This is a genomic window from Alteribacillus sp. YIM 98480 (assembly GCF_009765375.1).
Lineage (GTDB): Bacteria > Bacillota > Bacilli > Bacillales > Marinococcaceae > Alteribacillus.
This window is the reverse complement of sequence record NZ_VTOK01000002.1, coordinates 307853-323353: the sequence shown is the minus strand read 5'-3', so window position 1 is coordinate 323353 and position 15501 is coordinate 307853. Positions and strand designations below refer to the sequence as shown.

20 protein-coding genes are annotated in these 15501 nt (G+C 38.6%); 2 read left to right on the top strand and 18 right to left on the bottom strand.

The window, feature by feature from the left end; translation table 11 throughout:
* Positions 1–13: 13 nt before the first annotated feature.
* The 5 genes from bshA to FZF09_RS04405 are packed head-to-tail and all read right to left on the bottom strand — an operon-like array spanning position 14 to position 3405.
* On the bottom strand, positions 14–1135 hold the full coding sequence (gene bshA, locus FZF09_RS04425; RefSeq protein ID WP_158735358.1) for an N-acetyl-alpha-D-glucosaminyl L-malate synthase BshA: 1122 nt from the start codon (positions 1133–1135) through the stop codon (positions 14–16).
* Complete coding sequence (gene bshB1 / locus FZF09_RS04420) at positions 1132–1824, bottom strand: bacillithiol biosynthesis deacetylase BshB1 (RefSeq protein WP_255450350.1); 693 nt, start codon at positions 1822–1824, stop codon at positions 1132–1134. Before bshB1 ends, bshA begins: the two co-directional genes overlap by 4 nt.
* A gap of 10 nt (positions 1825–1834) precedes the next feature.
* On the bottom strand, positions 1835–2248 hold the full coding sequence (mgsA, locus tag FZF09_RS04415) for a methylglyoxal synthase (RefSeq protein ID WP_158735356.1): 414 nt from the start codon (positions 2246–2248) through the stop codon (positions 1835–1837).
* 12 nt (positions 2249–2260) lie between these two features.
* On the bottom strand, positions 2261–3064 hold the full coding sequence (gene dapB, locus FZF09_RS04410) for a 4-hydroxy-tetrahydrodipicolinate reductase (RefSeq protein WP_158735355.1): 804 nt from the start codon (positions 3062–3064) through the stop codon (positions 2261–2263).
* Entirely contained in the window at positions 3064–3405 is a 342-nt protein-coding gene (locus FZF09_RS04405) for a nucleotide pyrophosphohydrolase (protein WP_158735354.1), read from the bottom strand. Before FZF09_RS04405 ends, dapB begins: the two co-directional genes overlap by 1 nt.
* A gap of 139 nt (positions 3406–3544) precedes the next feature.
* Here FZF09_RS04405 and FZF09_RS04400 point away from each other — a divergent pair, with 139 nt between their 5' ends.
* Complete coding sequence (locus FZF09_RS04400) at positions 3545–4420, top strand: YitT family protein (RefSeq protein WP_255450343.1); 876 nt, start codon at positions 3545–3547, stop codon at positions 4418–4420.
* On the opposite strand, the gene FZF09_RS22955 is transcribed toward FZF09_RS04400, so the two are convergent.
* The 3 genes from FZF09_RS22955 to FZF09_RS04390 all read right to left on the bottom strand — a co-directional run bounded on the left by FZF09_RS22955 (position 4413) and on the right by FZF09_RS04390 (position 6231).
* Positions 4413–4544, bottom strand: a complete 132-nt coding sequence (locus tag FZF09_RS22955) for a hypothetical protein (RefSeq protein ID WP_255450342.1) — start codon at positions 4542–4544, stop codon at positions 4413–4415. The genes FZF09_RS04400 and FZF09_RS22955 overlap by 8 nt on opposite strands.
* Before the next feature lie 77 nt (positions 4545–4621).
* Entirely contained in the window at positions 4622–5299 is a 678-nt protein-coding gene (locus FZF09_RS04395; RefSeq protein WP_158735353.1) for a zinc metallopeptidase, read from the bottom strand.
* Positions 5300–5406: 107 nt separating this feature from the next.
* Positions 5407–6231, bottom strand: a complete 825-nt coding sequence (locus tag FZF09_RS04390) for a sporulation protein YpjB (RefSeq protein ID WP_158735352.1) — start codon at positions 6229–6231, stop codon at positions 5407–5409.
* Between the two features lie 107 nt (positions 6232–6338).
* On the opposite strand from FZF09_RS04390, the gene FZF09_RS04385 reads away from it, so the two are divergent.
* Entirely contained in the window at positions 6339–6539 is a 201-nt protein-coding gene (locus FZF09_RS04385) for a hypothetical protein (RefSeq protein WP_158735351.1), read from the top strand.
* On the opposite strand, the gene lhaT is transcribed toward FZF09_RS04385, so the two are convergent.
* From lhaT to hisC, 10 genes are all read right to left on the bottom strand, one after another.
* Positions 6481–7083 carry a lipoprotein heptaprenylglyceryl N-acetyltransferase LhaT gene (gene lhaT / locus FZF09_RS04380; protein ID WP_370514421.1) on the bottom strand — a complete coding sequence of 201 codons (603 nt, stop codon included), beginning with the start codon at positions 7081–7083 and terminating at the stop codon, positions 6481–6483. The two genes, FZF09_RS04385 and lhaT, sit on opposite strands and share 59 nt — an antisense overlap.
* A 66-nt stretch (positions 7084–7149) precedes the next feature.
* Complete coding sequence (locus FZF09_RS04375) at positions 7150–8013, bottom strand: menaquinol-cytochrome c reductase cytochrome b/c subunit (RefSeq protein ID WP_158735350.1); 864 nt, start codon at positions 8011–8013, stop codon at positions 7150–7152.
* A gap of 52 nt (positions 8014–8065) precedes the next feature.
* Positions 8066–8740: a menaquinol-cytochrome c reductase cytochrome b subunit gene (gene qcrB, locus FZF09_RS04370; RefSeq protein WP_091579692.1), complete on the bottom strand. Its 675-nt coding sequence runs from the start codon at positions 8738–8740 to the stop codon at positions 8066–8068.
* 14 nt (positions 8741–8754) lie between these two features.
* On the bottom strand, positions 8755–9255 hold the full coding sequence (locus tag FZF09_RS04365) for a QcrA and Rieske domain-containing protein (protein ID WP_158735349.1): 501 nt from the start codon (positions 9253–9255) through the stop codon (positions 8755–8757).
* Positions 9256–9399: 144 nt separating this feature from the next.
* On the bottom strand, positions 9400–9861 hold the full coding sequence (locus tag FZF09_RS04360) for a YpiF family protein (protein WP_158735348.1): 462 nt from the start codon (positions 9859–9861) through the stop codon (positions 9400–9402).
* Between the two features lie 178 nt (positions 9862–10039).
* On the bottom strand, positions 10040–10594 hold the full coding sequence (locus FZF09_RS04355) for a ReoY family proteolytic degradation factor (protein WP_158735347.1): 555 nt from the start codon (positions 10592–10594) through the stop codon (positions 10040–10042).
* A 79-nt stretch (positions 10595–10673) separates the two neighbouring features.
* On the bottom strand, positions 10674–11942 hold the full coding sequence (locus FZF09_RS04350; RefSeq protein WP_158735346.1) for a tetratricopeptide repeat protein: 1269 nt from the start codon (positions 11940–11942) through the stop codon (positions 10674–10676).
* Positions 11943–11959: 17 nt separating this feature from the next.
* The gene (locus FZF09_RS04345; RefSeq protein WP_158735345.1) at positions 11960–12835 is read right to left on the bottom strand and encodes a hypothetical protein; all 876 of its coding nucleotides are present in this window, start codon (positions 12833–12835) and stop codon (positions 11960–11962) included.
* Positions 12836–13158: 323 nt separating this feature from the next.
* Positions 13159–14295, bottom strand: coding sequence for a prephenate dehydrogenase (locus tag FZF09_RS04340; protein WP_158735344.1), 1137 nt, complete (start codon positions 14293–14295; stop codon positions 13159–13161).
* A gap of 78 nt (positions 14296–14373) precedes the next feature.
* A complete protein-coding gene (hisC, locus tag FZF09_RS04335) occupies positions 14374–15480 on the bottom strand; it encodes a histidinol-phosphate transaminase (RefSeq protein WP_158735343.1) in 1107 nt (368 codons plus the stop codon).
* Between the last annotated feature and the right edge of the window lie 21 nt (positions 15481–15501).

Below are 15501 nucleotides of genomic sequence, written 5' to 3'. Positions count from 1 at the left end.
TTCCCGCCGCCCTTCACGCCTCGTTATATACAGCTTCGTAATATTCTACGATAAGAGAAGAAGCAAATACTTTTTCTACTCGTTTTTGACTCGCATAAGAAAATGCTTCATAGAGCTGTTTGTTTTTTAAGAGACTCGCTCCTGATTCTCCAGCTTCTTTTACATCTCCGACCGAACAAATATAGCCTGTTTGATCGTCTACAATAACTTCGGGTATGCCTCCAGTATTTGTTCCAATTACAGGGACACCGCAAGCCATTGCTTCAAGTGCGGCTAATCCAAAGCTTTCTTTTTCAGAAAGCAGAAACATCAAGTCAGCTATATTTAAATAATCTACTATATTTTTCTGATTTCCTAAGAATAAAACATAATCCTTTATTCCAAGCTCATCAGCGCGTTTTAGTGCCTTGTTTCTTTCCGGGCCATCTCCAATCATCAGTAATTTAGAATGACATTTTTTTTGCAGAATCGAAAATGCTTCTACTACATCAATGACCCTCTTTACAGGCCGAAAATTGGATATATGAATAATTACTTTTTCATCTTCTTTAATCCTATACGCTTTTTTTAATTCACTTTTTAAATAACGGGGCCTGTAAATTCGTTCATCAATAAAATTATATATCGTTTCAATCGGCTTGGATATATGAAGCATTTCTTTTGTTTCTGAAGCTAGCGCTTTTGAAACGGCTGTAACTTTGTCGGAACGATCAATAGCATAACGAATAATACCTCTTAAAGAAGGATCATGACCAAGTACAGTGATATCTGTGCCGTGCAAAGTGGTTACAACTTTCACATCTCTATGAACCATGTCTTTTGCCAGCAGGGCACATACCGCATGAGGGACAGCGTAATGCACATGTAAAATATCCAACTCTTCTCGTTCTATCACCTCGGCCATTTTACTTGCAAGTGTTAAAGAGTACGGCGGATACTGGAACACTTCATATTGATTTACTTCAACTTCATGATAAAAAATATTAGGGTATGTTTTATTCAACCGAAACGGCAGACTCGTTGAAATAAAATGAATCTCATAGCCTTTTTCGGCTAACAATTTACCTAATTCCGTAGCAACCACACCCGACCCGCCTACAGTCGGGTAACACGTTATTCCGATTTTCTGTTTCATAATGAACTCCTTTGCGGGATAGCAGAAAAAACTAATGGAGAACCAGTTTTAAATCCTTCTGCAAACGTTACACCGGCTTCTTTTCCAAATAGAGAATCTCTCGATTTCACGCTTTCTATGTAGCGATCGGTAAGAGGGGTGCTCACGCTTTTAGCTCTTTTGACAAATTGACTTTGATAAGAGGACAAAGCATCCTCTTTCACCTTCTGTGTGGATGAAATATCAATAAAAAAGTCAGGAACTGAAAAACCATTTATAAAGTAGTAAAAAAGGGACGGTGTTTTATGTGGTTCTAGTTCAGATCCCGGAAATTTGCGGATACCAGCATCAAACACAGCTTCTTTTACTAATTGACAGCATGCGCCGTGATCTGGATGTCTGTCTTCATGATACGGCGCAAAAATGACGCCTGGTTTCAATTCTCGAATAAGCGTTATTAAATGAGAATATTCACTATCCGAACGATCTAAGGAACGGTCAGAAAAATCCAGCTGAAATCTTTTTTTTATTCCGAGAATGCCAGCTGCCTTCTCTGCTTCATGCTGGCGTTCTTCTATAGTACCGTTAGACGATAATTCCCCTTTGGTCAAATTACAAATATATACATCATCACCCTTATTAGAATGAGATGCAGCCGTTCCTCCCATACCGATTTCAATATCATCTGGATGGGCTCCTACTGCAAGTATGACCTTTTTTTCACTTGGATTTACGCTCCTTTTGTATAGCTTTTCGGAACTCGAAAAAACCGCTGTTTAAACCTTTTACTAATACTTCTGCAGTAGCCATATTTGTTGCTACAGGAACACTGTGTACATCACAAAGTCTAATTAAAGCTGAAATATCAGGTTCATGCGGTTGAGCAGTTAAAGGATCTCTAAAAAACAATATTAAGTCTACCACTCCATGCGCTACTAACGAACCAATTTGTTGATCTCCTCCAAGTGGACCTGATAAATGTTTTGTAACAGTAATTCCTGTTTCCTCTTCAAGTCTTGCCCCTGTCGTTCCAGTAGCGTGGAGACTATGTTTTTCGATAACTGGTTTATAAGCTTGAACAAATCGAATTATATCTTCTTTTTTCTTGTCGTGGGCAATCAATGCAATTTCCAAATAAAGCTCCTCCTACTCCATAATGTTTTCAAGACCATATACAAGCGTATTAACACGAAGCACATTTTCTACTGCAAGCTTTACTCCCGGCATAAACGACTGTCTATTAAGGGAGTCATGACGGATTGTTAACGTTTGACCTGACCCGCCAAACATGACCTCCTGGTGAGCAACTAATCCTGGTAAACGAACACTATGCACTCGCAATCCATCTACTTCTGCTCCTCTTGCTCCTTTTAACTCTTCTTGTTCCTCAGGATGTCCCTGTTCTTTATGCAGTCTTACTTCATTGATGAGAGCTGCCGTTTTAGCTGCTGTACCAGATGGAGCATCTAATTTATTATCATGGTGCATTTCAATAATTTCTACATCAGAAAAATATTTTGCAGCCATTTGCGAGAATTTCATCATTAAAACGGCACCTACTGCAAAGTTAGGTGCAATAATTGCCCCTATTTCCTTTTCTTCTGCTTTTTTTCTAAGTCTTGTAATATCATCTGGTGTAAAACCAGTTGTGCCAACTACCGGTCTCACATGGTGATCAAGTGCTAATTCAAGATGATGTTTCCCTGCTGCCGGAGTGGTAAGATCAATGAGTACATCTGCCTCCATTTCTTCTAAGCAGGTTTGCATGTCGTCATAAATAACAGCGTTTTCGTCCGGCATCCCTGATAACTCTTTTATTGTTTTCCCGTTATTTTTTGAATCAACAGCTGCAACTAATTGAAATTCTTCCGTTTCATGTAAAAGTTGGACAGCTTCTTTACCCATCTTTCCTCTTGGACCAGCAATAATAATTTTTGTATCGGCTGCCATTATTCCACGTCTCCTTCCGTTTTCTTTGTCCAGCGGTCTTTATCTCTTGTTTGAAATTTATCCATGACTAGGTCAAATGCTTCCTCAAGGTCGATATGTAATGAATTAGCAAAACAAATCAATACAAATAAAATATCTCCCATTTCTTGTTCTAGGGATTTTTCTGTTTCACTTTCTTTTTTTGGTTTTTCTCCGTAATAGTGATTGATTTCTCTAGCTAGTTCACCAGTTTCTTCACTCAATCGAGCAAGCATCGAAAGCGGGCTGAAATATCCTTCTTTATATTGTGAAATATGGTTATCCACTTCTTTTTGCATTTCTTTTATTGTTTTTGTCTGCATATGAATCCCTCACCTTCCACTTTATCGTATCGAATTCCATTTCATTTGACAATCTTAATGAATCTTGCCTTGTTCGATATGTTTTTCTTATAATGAGGTAGAATTTAGCAAGGCTTTTTTTAGAAAGGAGGAAAGGACATTGAAATTAACGAAACACGTGAAAAATTCTTTTTTTATCCTTCTCGGTTCAGCTATTATGTCTTTTGGTCTCGTTTATTTTAATATGCAAAATAACCTGGCAGACGGAGGATTTACTGGTATTACGCTTATTTTGTATTTTATTTTTCAATTAGACCCTGCTTATTCCAATTTATTTTTAAATATACCTCTATTTTTCATTGGTTGGAAAATACTAGGAAGAACTGTATTTACATATACAATTATCGGTACTATTGGAATTTCGCTTTTCTTGTGGCTCTTTCAAAAATATCCGCTGCTCCGCCTTCCTCTTGAACAAGACATGACATTGGCAGCTCTTTTTGCAGGGGTGTTCATTGGTACTGGTCTTGGAATTGTATTCCGTTACGGGGGTACGACAGGAGGAGCTGACATCCTCGCTAAATTAGGTTTTCGTTATTTAGGATGGAGTATGGGAAAAACCCTTTTTATTTTTGATGCATGTGTTATTACGGCATCTCTCGTGTATTTGGATTACAAAGAAGCAATGTATACACTAGTTGCAGTATTTGTAGCTGCTAAAGTGATAGACGTTATACAACAAGGTGCCTACTCGGCGAAAGCCTCTTTTATTATATCAGAGAAAACCGAAATAATTTCGCAAATGATTCTTCAAGAAATGGACCGCGGAGCTACCGTACTAAGGGGAAAAGGATCTTTTACTGGGTCGGAAAAAGAAGTTTTATATTGTGTCGTTGGCAGAAATGAGGTAGTACGGTTAAAACATTTAGTGGAAAAAGCAGATCCCCACGCTTTTGTAACGGTGAATGATGTACAGGATGTCGCAGGAGAAGGCTTCACATTGGACGAAAATAAAAAACCGATACATTCTACTTAAGAAAAGCGTAAGCGCCTTGCTCACGAGCGACAAGTCCTGGAGGGTCGGCATATGGAAAGCTGATCTTTGCTTTCCATTGACGAACCGAAGGAATCTCGAGCGAGTAGGCGCTTGCGCTAGACATGTAAAACGCCAACTATTTATAATTTCTTACCTTTTAAGAAAAGCGCAAGCGCCCACTATAAGGGGGCTTGCGCTTTTTTATTCTTCATTCATCAAGAAATACATATAAACAAATCGAACCAGCTCAAGTACCGCAACAAGTGCAGCAGCTACATAAGTCAATGCTGCAGCATCAAGAACTTTTCGCGTTTCTTTTTCTTCATCGTTTCTAATGATACCGGTAGATACGATCTGGTGCATAGCACGACTGCTCGCATTAAATTCAACAGGCAGCGTTACCAATTGAAATAGTACTGCTGCAGACATAAATACAATACCGACGAGCAATAGTCCGCTCGCGTGCAATAACATGCCGGCTAGAATCAGGAAAAATGATAAGTTTGAACCGAGATTAGCTGCAGGTACTAGCGTGTGACGGAAACGCAGGAATGCATAATCCTCCGCGTCTTGAATAGCATGGCCTACTTCGTGTGCTGCCACAGCCTGCCCAGCAACACTTGTGCCATAATAATTGTCTTCTGATAAACGTACAACTTTCGCTTTTGGATCGTAATGATCAGAAAGTTGTCCTTTTACTGGCTCTACCGTCACATCAAAAATACCATTTTCATTTAATATTTTTTTCGCAACTTCAGCTCCGCTCAACCCAGAGGAGTTTGAAACCTTTGAATATTTACGATAAGCTTTTTTAACTTTCATTTGTGCCCATATTGGAATAATTAATAATGCTGCTATATACAAAATCCATAAACCCATTGCTTTATTACCCCCTCCAGTGTTTTTTATGAATTATTTTTATTTTATTTAATTCGTCAAATAAAGTCAATGAAGCTGCCTCGCAGAGTTTGACGGTTATTTGAAAGTTAATCCCTTAAATGTTGTCTTTGCTTCTCTCCCTTATATTTTCTCCAGCCTACATATGTCAATGATACAAATATCGCACTGCCGATAGACATCATTACTAACCATAGCGAAGGATCTGCTGAAGACTGTTCTTCTGTTTCAGAAAGTAAGTCATGTAAAGATGATTTCAATTTTCTTACTTCTTCAGCATCCTTTGACTCCACCCAGCCTGAATGATGATCCAAATAACGAACATATGATATAAAAGGCATATAACGCTTTTCTTCTACTCCTGCATATATAGCAGGCCGTATCATTTCAAATTGTAATTGCCAATCTTGAAAAGATTGACGAGCAGCTTCAGGATCTTCCTGTTTCACTTGTTTTTCTATCCCATCTAGACTTAATAACAGTCTCTCAGCAGATTTTTCCCACAAAGGGTTTTCTTTACTAATGACAGCATCAACAGCCAGCCGAAAAGCAAATATATATTGTATTCGCCGCTGTTCACTTAACTCTGCTTTCGTTACAGATTCACCTGCTCGATCAAATGCGCGAAACAATTCTGACATTTGATTGGTATTCATGGCGTAATCGTCAAATGAAACGGAAGGAAAATGTACTGCCATCCATTCATGTAACTGTTTAGCTTCCTCATACTTGCCGTCTTTTACGAGATCATACATTAGAGATGCTTTCTCGTCTATCACTTTCAAGTCCACATCAGCGTGTTCTTCGGCCATAGTTTGTCCTATTGTAGAGAAAAATAATAATATGCCTAAAATAACAGCTAATCCATATTTGAGCAGCGTATTATGCAAACCATACACGCTATCATTTCTCATAAAAATCCCTCCTAATCTCCTCGTCACATTCTATGAATAAATGGACAAGAGTAGACCGGAAGGGTTTTTTTCAAAAGGCAAGAAATTATAAATAGTTGGCGTTTTACATGTCTAGCTCCAGCGCCTACTCACTCGAGATTCCTTCGGTTCGTCAATGGAAAGCAAAGAGCAGCTTTCCATATGCCGACCCTCCAGGACTTGTCGCTCGTGGGCAAGGCGCTTGCGCTTTTCCTATTTGGTGGACTTTTTTCACAATGAAGGAAGTTCTAAAGTATGTCTGTTTTTTTTCACACCTAAAAAGTAAGTAACAGTAATAGAAAAAATACTTAACCAAAATGTAAAATAACCAATATGTGTTATGTAGTCACTAATCGCCGGTGAAACCCATGGGTGCATTCCATAAACATAATCGATAATGTCATTATGCAAGGTCCAAACTGCTGTAACCATTAAATGCCATACTTTTATTCGGTAATATGGTGAAAACAATACAGCCTGGACGGCCATCCCAAAATGAGAAGCTATTAACATATAATTTTGCCATTGGAGTTCATCACCAAAAGCTCCGCCTGCTATATTCATTACAACAGCCCATAATCCATATTTTATCAGAGTTACCAATGCCAAAGCCTCTATTAAACCATTGCTTTTTTTACTTAAAAATAAAACAAGTACGATACAAAAAAACAAACTCGCAGTAGGACTATCTGGCACAAAAATAAGGAAGATAGATGGTGTTTGCTCAAGCTGTACTTTGTACCACCAATAGCCATAGATTGTACCTAATATATTTACAATCAAAAGAAGGGTCAGTATAGAAGGCATTCCTAAAAACTTTATAAAAAGTTGCAATTTCCGCCACCATCCTGTAATGAAATAAGCTGCCCTTTTAAAAGGGCAGCTAAGATTAAGAGTTTATTATTCTTCAGATTCACCATCTTCAGTCTCTTCGTCTGATCCTTCTTCATCATCCTCATTCTCACCGTCATTACCTTCCGGGTTACCCCCACTGGCAATGTATTCAGCAAGAATATCGAGTTCCTCATCTGAACCATCGAACTGGTCAGCAGGCATTTCGCCAATACCGTTAACCGCGATATCCTTAATAGAATCAGCGTCATAAGAAACATCAAAGAGCGCCGGTCCGGCAGATCCTGCACCTTGAAGCTGATCACCGTGACAACCTATACAACCTTGATCAGCAAATATCTCGTAGCCTTCTGCTTCCGTATCAACCTCTTCTACAGCGGCTGCTTCATCTTCATCTAGCATTTCACCTTGTTCTGCTGCTGCTTCCCAGTCATGGTGATCCACCGATTCCCAGGTAAGATAAACCGTTGCAAGAACAGCTAAAATCATTAACCCAGAAGCAACCGGCCGTTGTGAAGCACGTCTTCTTGGTCCGTTATCAAGCCATGGTGCTAAGAGTAGAGCACCAAAAGCGAGACCTGGAATGATCACTGCTCCGATGACGGTGAAATCACCAGCTGCATACTCGTATTTTAAAAGCTGGTACAAAAATAAAAAGTACCAGTCCGGCAATGGTATGTAACCGGAGTCCGTAGGGTCCGCCATCCGTTCTAATGGAGATGGATGTGCTACTGTCAAGCAAAGATAACCGATTAGAAAAACTGCCCCAACCAACCACTCTTTCAGTAGAAAGTTTGGCCAAAACGCTTCTGTTTTCCCAGGGAATTCAGAATAGTCTTTTGGAATGTTCGGTTTTCGCTCGGCAGGCACGCGGGAATCCCCAACAAATTTCATACCTTTTCCACGATGCATTGGTTTCCCTCCTCATAAATTCTGTCTTATCCATTTTTCGTACCTGCTGCACTTACAACGGTCCGGAAATGCCTTGTCTTCGAATCATTATAAAGTGAGCTGCCATCAAGCCAAGCAAAGCTCCTGGCAAAAAGAATACGTGAATAGCAAAGAAGCGAGTCAGTGTTTGAGCTCCTATAATCTCCGGATCCCCCGCTAATAACGTTTTAGCTAGAGTACCTATAAGCGGGACACTTTCAGCGATCTGCAACCCTACTACTGTTGCAAAGTACGCCTTCATATCCCATGGAAGTAAATAGCCTGTAAAACCTAATCCAAGCATAACAAAAAAGATAAGTACACCTACAACCCAGTTTAATTCTCTAGGTCGTTTGTAAGCACCGGTAAAAAACACGCGCAAGGTATGTAAAAACATCATCACTATAACGAGACTAGCTCCCCAGTGGTGCATGCCGCGTACAATAAGTCCAAACGCTACTTCACCTTGCAAATATTTGACCGATTCGTAGGCGTTTACAATATCGGGTACATAGTACATCGTAAGAAACATCCCGGACAATATTTGAATGACAGTAATGAAAAATGTCAACCCTCCAAAGCAATAAACAAACGCTGAAAAGTGATGAGCAGGGTTAACATGCTCGGGCACTTCATGGTCAGCGATGTCACGCCACATTGGAGTGATGTCCAGGCGTTCATCTACCCATTCATACACACGTTGTAACATAAATGACGCCCCTCCTAAATTTGTGGTTCAGCTTTTCCAAGGTAGACCGTTCCATCTTGCACCTCAACCTGATATTTATGAAGCGGCTCAGTCGGCGGAGTACCTTCAATATTTGTCCCGTCTTTTTCAAAACGTCCACCGTGACAAGGACAGAAAAATTGATTTGGATGATCTTCATTTGCATCCCAATTCACTGTACACCCTAAATGAGTACAAGTCGGTGAAAGAGCTACAATGTCATCTCCTTCTTGATAAATCCATGCTGTTTCCGTAACTTCCGATGTGTACCAGGCATCTTGCTGCTCATAGGAAAAGTCAAATCGCTGCGGTTCCTCCGTCAGGTCAGCAACTTCTGCAACAGCGTTCATATCACCTGCAGCTCCAGCTTTGAGCACGGGATCAATCGCAAACCTTGCCATAGGCAGTATCATGCCTGCAGCCATAAAACCTCCAACACCTGTGAGCGTATATGTCAGAAATTGACGCCTCGACACGTTATGATTTTTTTCACTCACCACATATCCCCCCCTGCTATATAAGTTCGGTCCTTACGGACGTATTTTACACACACTTTTACAAAACTAGGACATACTCATGATAGCCTAGTATTCAATATGCTGTCAATCTTTTACGGGTCTATTTTGCGAGCAATTTCGACGTTAAGGGCTACTTTTCCATTTGTCCATTATTAAAGGAATAAGCTGTTTTATTTGCTCTGAGACTACTTGTCTCTTGTATTCTGACTCCATATTTTCCAAAGGTACAAGAGGCATCCATACTAATAAATCCTCTATATCTGCTTCAACCTTTTTCCAAGAAGGGTCTGCTGTTATTAATATCACATGTTTCATTTCTTCTTTCATTTTGTTTGTCCATTGTTCGAGATTGTCCCTACAAACAGTAATATTTTCTGAATCTAAGTAAGTAAACGGCGGAACGAGGAGTACTCTTCCCTTGAATTGCCGCTCCAGCTCAGCTGTAATGACTGTAATAAACTCACTCATCGCAGCACTTTGGCGTATCCCGTTTCCAAAATCAATTGGCAAAAGGGGGATAAGTGCCGTATCAATATATTCTCTTTCATTTATGAAGAACGGTATATCCTCAGTAGTCCATTTCATATTTTTACCCGCTTTCTATTTTTTATTATAGAAATCATTAAAAAGTTGGCTTCCCGCCAAATCCATGTGGCAGAAGCCTTAGTCTTCTTGCACTTTTCTTCCTAACAAAATTAAACTTTCCTAAGAATAAAGAAAGCTGTCCTTTGAGGGACAGCGCTAAAAAAACTCAAATGAAAGTTTATGGGTCTATGCTGCGCTTTAATTCTAATAATTCCTTACTATAAGCATAAAATTCTTCTTTATTCTTTTTTTCTAAGGCTCTATCAATATTTTCCCGTAATGTTTGAAGTTTAAAATCAATTACAGCCTGATTTAATATTATATCTGCAACCACTTCCATTAGCAGTTTTTCTTGTCCACGTCCTGGTAAATAAGGATTCTCTTCCAATACAGACACATATTGACGTTGAAAATCTGCGTCATCAAAGTTTAACTGGACGTATAATTCTTCATCCGGATGAAGCCGTATGTCATGGAATGATCTTTCTGCGTCCATCGTAACATATTGATGTTTGTGAAATGAAAATGGAATATTACTGAGGCCCTCAGCTGATAAAATAATTGCTTTCGGACAATACTCTGCTTTTTCAACGAAATGAACATGTTCTAGCAAATGACTGTCACTTAGGAGGTAATTTAAAATCCATGCATATTCTCTTCTTTTTATATGCTGTCCTTTTAAGAGCCATTTTAAAAAGTCTCTCTTTTCGATTGTAGAAATTGCACTGTTCATCTCAAATCCCCCTACGAATTAACCACCCAGTATATTTACAGTATAATTCGACAGCAAACTCTTCATTCCTTTCGTTCCATTATAAAAAATTATCTTCAAGTTCATTTATTAATATTTGAAGTGACTCATTTGAGGGGTCGAGAAGAAATGCCTTTTTAAATATCTGTAAAGCTTGGTCTCTATGTCCCAGCTCTAATAACAACTTTCCGTAATCTTCTAAGAATTCTTCGTTACCCATAAAAGATGCAGAAGCCTTTTCATATGCTTGTGACGCATTTTGGAAATCTTCTTTTTCCCATAAAGCTTTTCCATGATACCAATCAAAGCTAGCATCCTCTTCTCCTATGTCTTTTAAGTACGTAACAAGATCTTCTATCGCTTCAAAGTCTTCCTGTTCAAGCCATAAAGCCAAAGCAGAAGTCGCAGCTTCTTGATTGCCTGGATTTATTGATAATGCTTCTCTGAACCGTTCTTCTGCCACTTTTTCATTTCCTAATGCCAATTGCAGTTTTCCTGCCTCTGTAAACAATGTATCATTATATTCGTCAACAGATAAGCCTTGTTCTGCTGTTTTCAGTGCTAACTCATATTTTTCTAAGCCTTCGTAAGCTCGAATCAAATATGGGTAGAGCGTAACAAAATCAGGGTCAGCTTCTTTTAGCTTATTAAATGACTTAACGGCCAAGTCATAGTCTTCTATTTGCAGGGCAGTGTAACCATTTCCAAACATAGCATGAGGATCTGTTTTTTCGTTTAATCCTTTTCGATAATAAGGTAATGCCGTTTCAAACTCTCCTGTAGCACTGTATGCTTCAGCAAGCCTCAGATCTAAGCCGCCTTCAGGAAATTCAAACCCCATTCTTTCTGCTTGCTTTAGATAAGGAATACTCTTTGCAAAGTCCCCTCTATCTAAATAATAGTCTCCTAAACCAGCTAAAAGGACGGGTTCATCAGGAGCTTTTTGCAGCGCATCTTTTAATTTCTTTTCTGCAACTTCATCAAGACCTTGCAATTGATAAAGATCAGCAAGAAGCATTTGTGCCCGTAAAAAAGCTTCGTCTTCTTCATTAACTTCTAACAGCCATTCAATCGCCTCATCTTCTTCGTCCATATCAATAGCAATTTCGGCTGCCATTGTTAATAATTCTCCTTCTTCAGGGTAATAATTAATTAATTCTTCTATTAGAGGCTTTGCTTTATCTAGTCTCCCTAATTCTTCGTATAATTGTACAAGGTCATATTTTTCCTGATGATCTGCACTCTTTTCATATTGCTCAAGGCTTTTAAGTCCCTCTTCTATATCACCCTCTTGAATAACTTGAATTATGTCTTCAAGGCTCTTTTTCATTTTTAACCCTCCAACGTTTACACACCATTTATCGAACGAAGGCGTCCGGGGAGAAAGTCATTACAACAACGCCCAAACCCTTCACCAATCTGTATATGTGATCCAGCCTTTAAAACCTTCCCTCTTAATACTACAATATCAGGTTCTTGTCCCATTTTTGCAGATACTTCGTTTTCTATTTGTTCTCTTTTGAAATCATAGTATAACAAATAATCAGCATCTCCTCGAGCAATTGTGCCTTTAGAAGGATAAACTCCGGTTATCTGCATTTCATCTTTATTTAATGCTGCCCCTCTTTGAAAGGTAACTATATTAAATAACTGAGAAAGTGCTGTCTCCCAATTCTCTTTCAATCGTAAATCTTCCTTTGTATAAAGAGGCGGAAAACAAAAGGTAAAGCTTATCGAAGAAGGACCAACAGCTTGCTTAACCCAATCCCAAGAAACGTACTGACATTCTTTTAAAGAAGTAAAAAAAACCTCAACCATTGGATAGTTATTTTTTATTAACCATTTAACCACTTCAGGGGTGAAATCTCTACTATTAATAGATGGAACAAGTATAAAATCAATAGGAGCTTTATCTAAACAAGATAGTGATTCTTCTGTTATCTTTTCTATTTTTTTTATTTTAGATATCGGCATAATCATTAGAGAGGTAGTGATCCCTTTTCTTATTAACTTCTTCCATCTTTCTACACTATCGTTCCCGCAAAATTGCTTCACTGCTCCACCTATTGCCACTTTTGCAGGTTCTATGCGAAAACCTTTGGCATTTATTTTTATCGTAGTATCAAATTGATGACGTCCTCTATATAAAATAGATTGATTTTCAATTTTCATATTGATCTTTCCTCTGTCTGTTTCCGAAGCACTAACGAGCCAATATTTCATCGTTTTCCTCACCTTTCTTGTCTTTTACACGAAGATATGAGCTAAAACGAAAAAATATGAACTGTGCAGGTAAAGGCCGTTAGTACAAAAGGACTTGCAGACAAAAAAACACCCGATAAGTAAACGCTTACAAATCGGGTTAGCAAAAATGCTATTCAATTAAGAGTATGGATAGGAGTGGAGAGAAACCATACGCTACTTTTATTATAACGAAGTGCAGGTAAAAGTCAATAATATTTTATGTTTTAATTTAAATAGAATTTCAAACAACAAACTATCCTTGTGAATTTTACAATCCTCCAGAATAGTTTGCTGCTGTTTTTTTATTCCATAACATATGTTTCGTATAAAGCATTCTCTAAATGTTGACGTCCTTCTTCCCGGTCATATTCTGTTCGGAAAGAAAGCTGCAACACTCCCATTATATCCTCTCGCGTTTCAATAATACGAATGTTAGTAATACTAATATCTGCTTCACCTAAAATTCCCGTCACATCAGATATTACACCTGGGTGGTCCGGGACATCTACAAATAAGTCATAAAATGCCGGTAAAGCACCTTTTTCTTTTGTTGGAAGACCATCTCTGAACGTTTTAGCCGCAGAAAAATAATGTAAAATTTCAGTTGGATCTTCTTCATTCAGCATCTGTTCGACATTGTTCATTTCTTCTTTCCAATTATGAAGAAGTGATAATATAGTATCTTTATTGTGTAAAAGAATATCTCTCCACATTACCGGGCTTGCGGAAGCAATACGCGTAATGTCACGAAAGCCGCCTGCTGCCAGCCTAGAAACAAGCTCGTCTTCATTTTCTGTATTTTTTACTTGATGGACCAGTCCCGCAGCAATGATATGAGGAAAGTGGCTGATCAATCCTGCAAGTTTATCATGTTGTTTGGGTGTCAATTCGATAAAACGGGCTTTTGTCCCTTTCAGCCAGTTTTGAAGTTGAATGATTTTATTAGTGTTTGTATTTTCACAAGGTGTTAGTATATAAAATGCATTTTCAAATAAATGAGACTTAGCTGCCTGGACTCCGCTTTTATGGGATCCTGCCATAGGATGGCCCCCAATAAAAGTTACACCTTTGTTGTATAACTGCTTTGCTTTATGAAATATTCTTTCCTTTGTACTGCCAACGTCCGTTACAATAGCCCCACTCTTTAATGAGAGGGTCTCTAATTCTTCAATTATACATTCTGTTTTTGTAACAGGAACAGCAATAATGATTAAATCCGCATCTTCTACGCCTGCTGCTAATTCTTCGGCGGGTTCATCAATGACTCCTAGTGACTGAGCCAATTTTAATTGATTGCTGTCAATATCAATTCCCGTAATATGTACATTATGCTCTTTTTTTATGGCTAAAGCGATGGACCCTCCTATAAGACCCATACCAATAATGCATATTTTTCTTTTCACCAATCCTGCCCCTCCTTCTCTTTTCTTTCGAGGCACTAAAAGATTTCTCTCCGAACTCAAAAGGCAGCGGACTATTCTTTATAAAACTACTAGAATCAGGCCGCTGCGTTAGATTTATCCTTTAATAGAATGTTTGTGTTCATGTAAACATTCTTCCAATGCCTGTAAGAAATATTTGTTTTGCTCACTCGTACCAGTTGTAATCCGTATCCACTCTGGAAAACCAAGAGCTTCTCCTGAACGAACAATAATTCCTTTCTTCAACAAGGAAGTAAACATTTCATCGCCCGAAATGCCTGTATGAATTAACATAAAATTCGTCTGTGAAGGCAGATAGGAAAGTTTTCTGTCCTCACAGAAGGCTTCAAATTGATCCAACGCCTCTCTATTTTTTATTCTGCAATCTTCTATATACGCTTTGTCATTTAATGCTGCAATAGCGGCATGCTGTGCAATCGTGGTCGTATTGAAGGGCGGCCGAACTGGATCAAGTTTATTCATTAGATCTTCGGCAGCAACACCGTAGCCGATTCGCATAGAAGCCAGGCCGTAAGCCTTAGAAAAAGTTCTGAGCACCATTAAGTTAGAAAAATTATCTAAATAGGAAAGCGTATTAGGAAAATCTTTGGCTGTAACATATTCAATATAAGCTTCATCCGATACGACAAGGACGTGATCAGGAACTTGCTGTAAAAAATCTTCAAACTCCTCTTTTCCAACATATGTGCCAGAAGGATTATTCGGATTACAAACCCATACAATCCTTGTCTTGTCATTTATTTGATTGAGCATGGCTGGCAGGTCATGTATGCCATTTTTTAATGGAACTTCTCTAATTTCAGCCCCTTCAATAACAGCATTATGTTTATATTGAGAAAAAGACGGAGTTGCCATCACGGTATTGGTATCTGGTGTCAATAAAGCACGGCAAAGCATTAAAATGACCTCATCTGAACCAGCTCCAAATAATAATTGACTCTGCTTAACATTTAAATGTTCGGCCACTGCTTCTCTAATGTTTGCCGCATAACCATCAGGGTACACTTCAGGATGCAATGCCGCTTGTTTAATCGCTTCCTGTACTTTTGGAGAGGCACCATATGGATTTTCATTTGAAGCTAATTTATGGACTACCTTTAAACCGAGTTCTTTTTTTACTTCTTCTATTGGCTTTCCCGGTTTATATGGCGTCATCCCCAATATTTGTGATTTGAACTTCATACTTTAGCACCTCACCTTAAT

Bases quoted from the DNA above. Each gene is read 5' to 3' on its own strand.
- FZF09_RS04390 (WP_158735352.1), bottom strand. From the start codon at position 6,231: ATGAGAAATGATAGCGTGTATGGTTTGCATAATACGCTGCTCAAATAT.
- FZF09_RS04360 (WP_158735348.1), bottom strand. From the start codon at position 9,861: ATGAAATGGACTACTGAGGATATACCGTTCTTCATAAATGAAAGAGAA.
- FZF09_RS04345 (WP_158735345.1), bottom strand. From the start codon at position 12,835: ATGAAATATTGGCTCGTTAGTGCTTCGGAAACAGACAGAGGAAAGATC.
- FZF09_RS22955 (WP_255450342.1), bottom strand. From the start codon at position 4,544: ATGTCTAGCGCAAGCGCCTACTCGCTCGAGATTCCTTCGGTTCGTCAA.
- FZF09_RS04385 (WP_158735351.1), top strand. From the start codon at position 6,339: ATGTCTAGCTCCAGCGCCTACTCACTCGAGATTCCTTCGGTTCGTCAA.
- FZF09_RS04375 (WP_158735350.1), bottom strand. From the start codon at position 8,013: ATGCATCGTGGAAAAGGTATGAAATTTGTTGGGGATTCCCGCGTGCCT.
- bshA (WP_158735358.1), bottom strand. From the start codon at position 1,135: ATGAAACAGAAAATCGGAATAACGTGTTACCCGACTGTAGGCGGGTCG.
- FZF09_RS04405 (WP_158735354.1), bottom strand. From the start codon at position 3,405: ATGCAGACAAAAACAATAAAAGAAATGCAAAAAGAAGTGGATAACCAT.
- FZF09_RS04395 (WP_158735353.1), bottom strand. From the start codon at position 5,299: ATGGGTTTATGGATTTTGTATATAGCAGCATTATTAATTATTCCAATA.
- dapB (WP_158735355.1), bottom strand. From the start codon at position 3,064: ATGGCAGCCGATACAAAAATTATTATTGCTGGTCCAAGAGGAAAGATG.
- hisC (WP_158735343.1), bottom strand. From the start codon at position 15,480: ATGAAGTTCAAATCACAAATATTGGGGATGACGCCATATAAACCGGGA.
- FZF09_RS04355 (WP_158735347.1), bottom strand. From the start codon at position 10,594: ATGAACAGTGCAATTTCTACAATCGAAAAGAGAGACTTTTTAAAATGG.
- FZF09_RS04350 (WP_158735346.1), bottom strand. From the start codon at position 11,942: ATGAAAAAGAGCCTTGAAGACATAATTCAAGTTATTCAAGAGGGTGAT.
- qcrB (WP_091579692.1), bottom strand. From the start codon at position 8,740: ATGTTACAACGTGTGTATGAATGGGTAGATGAACGCCTGGACATCACT.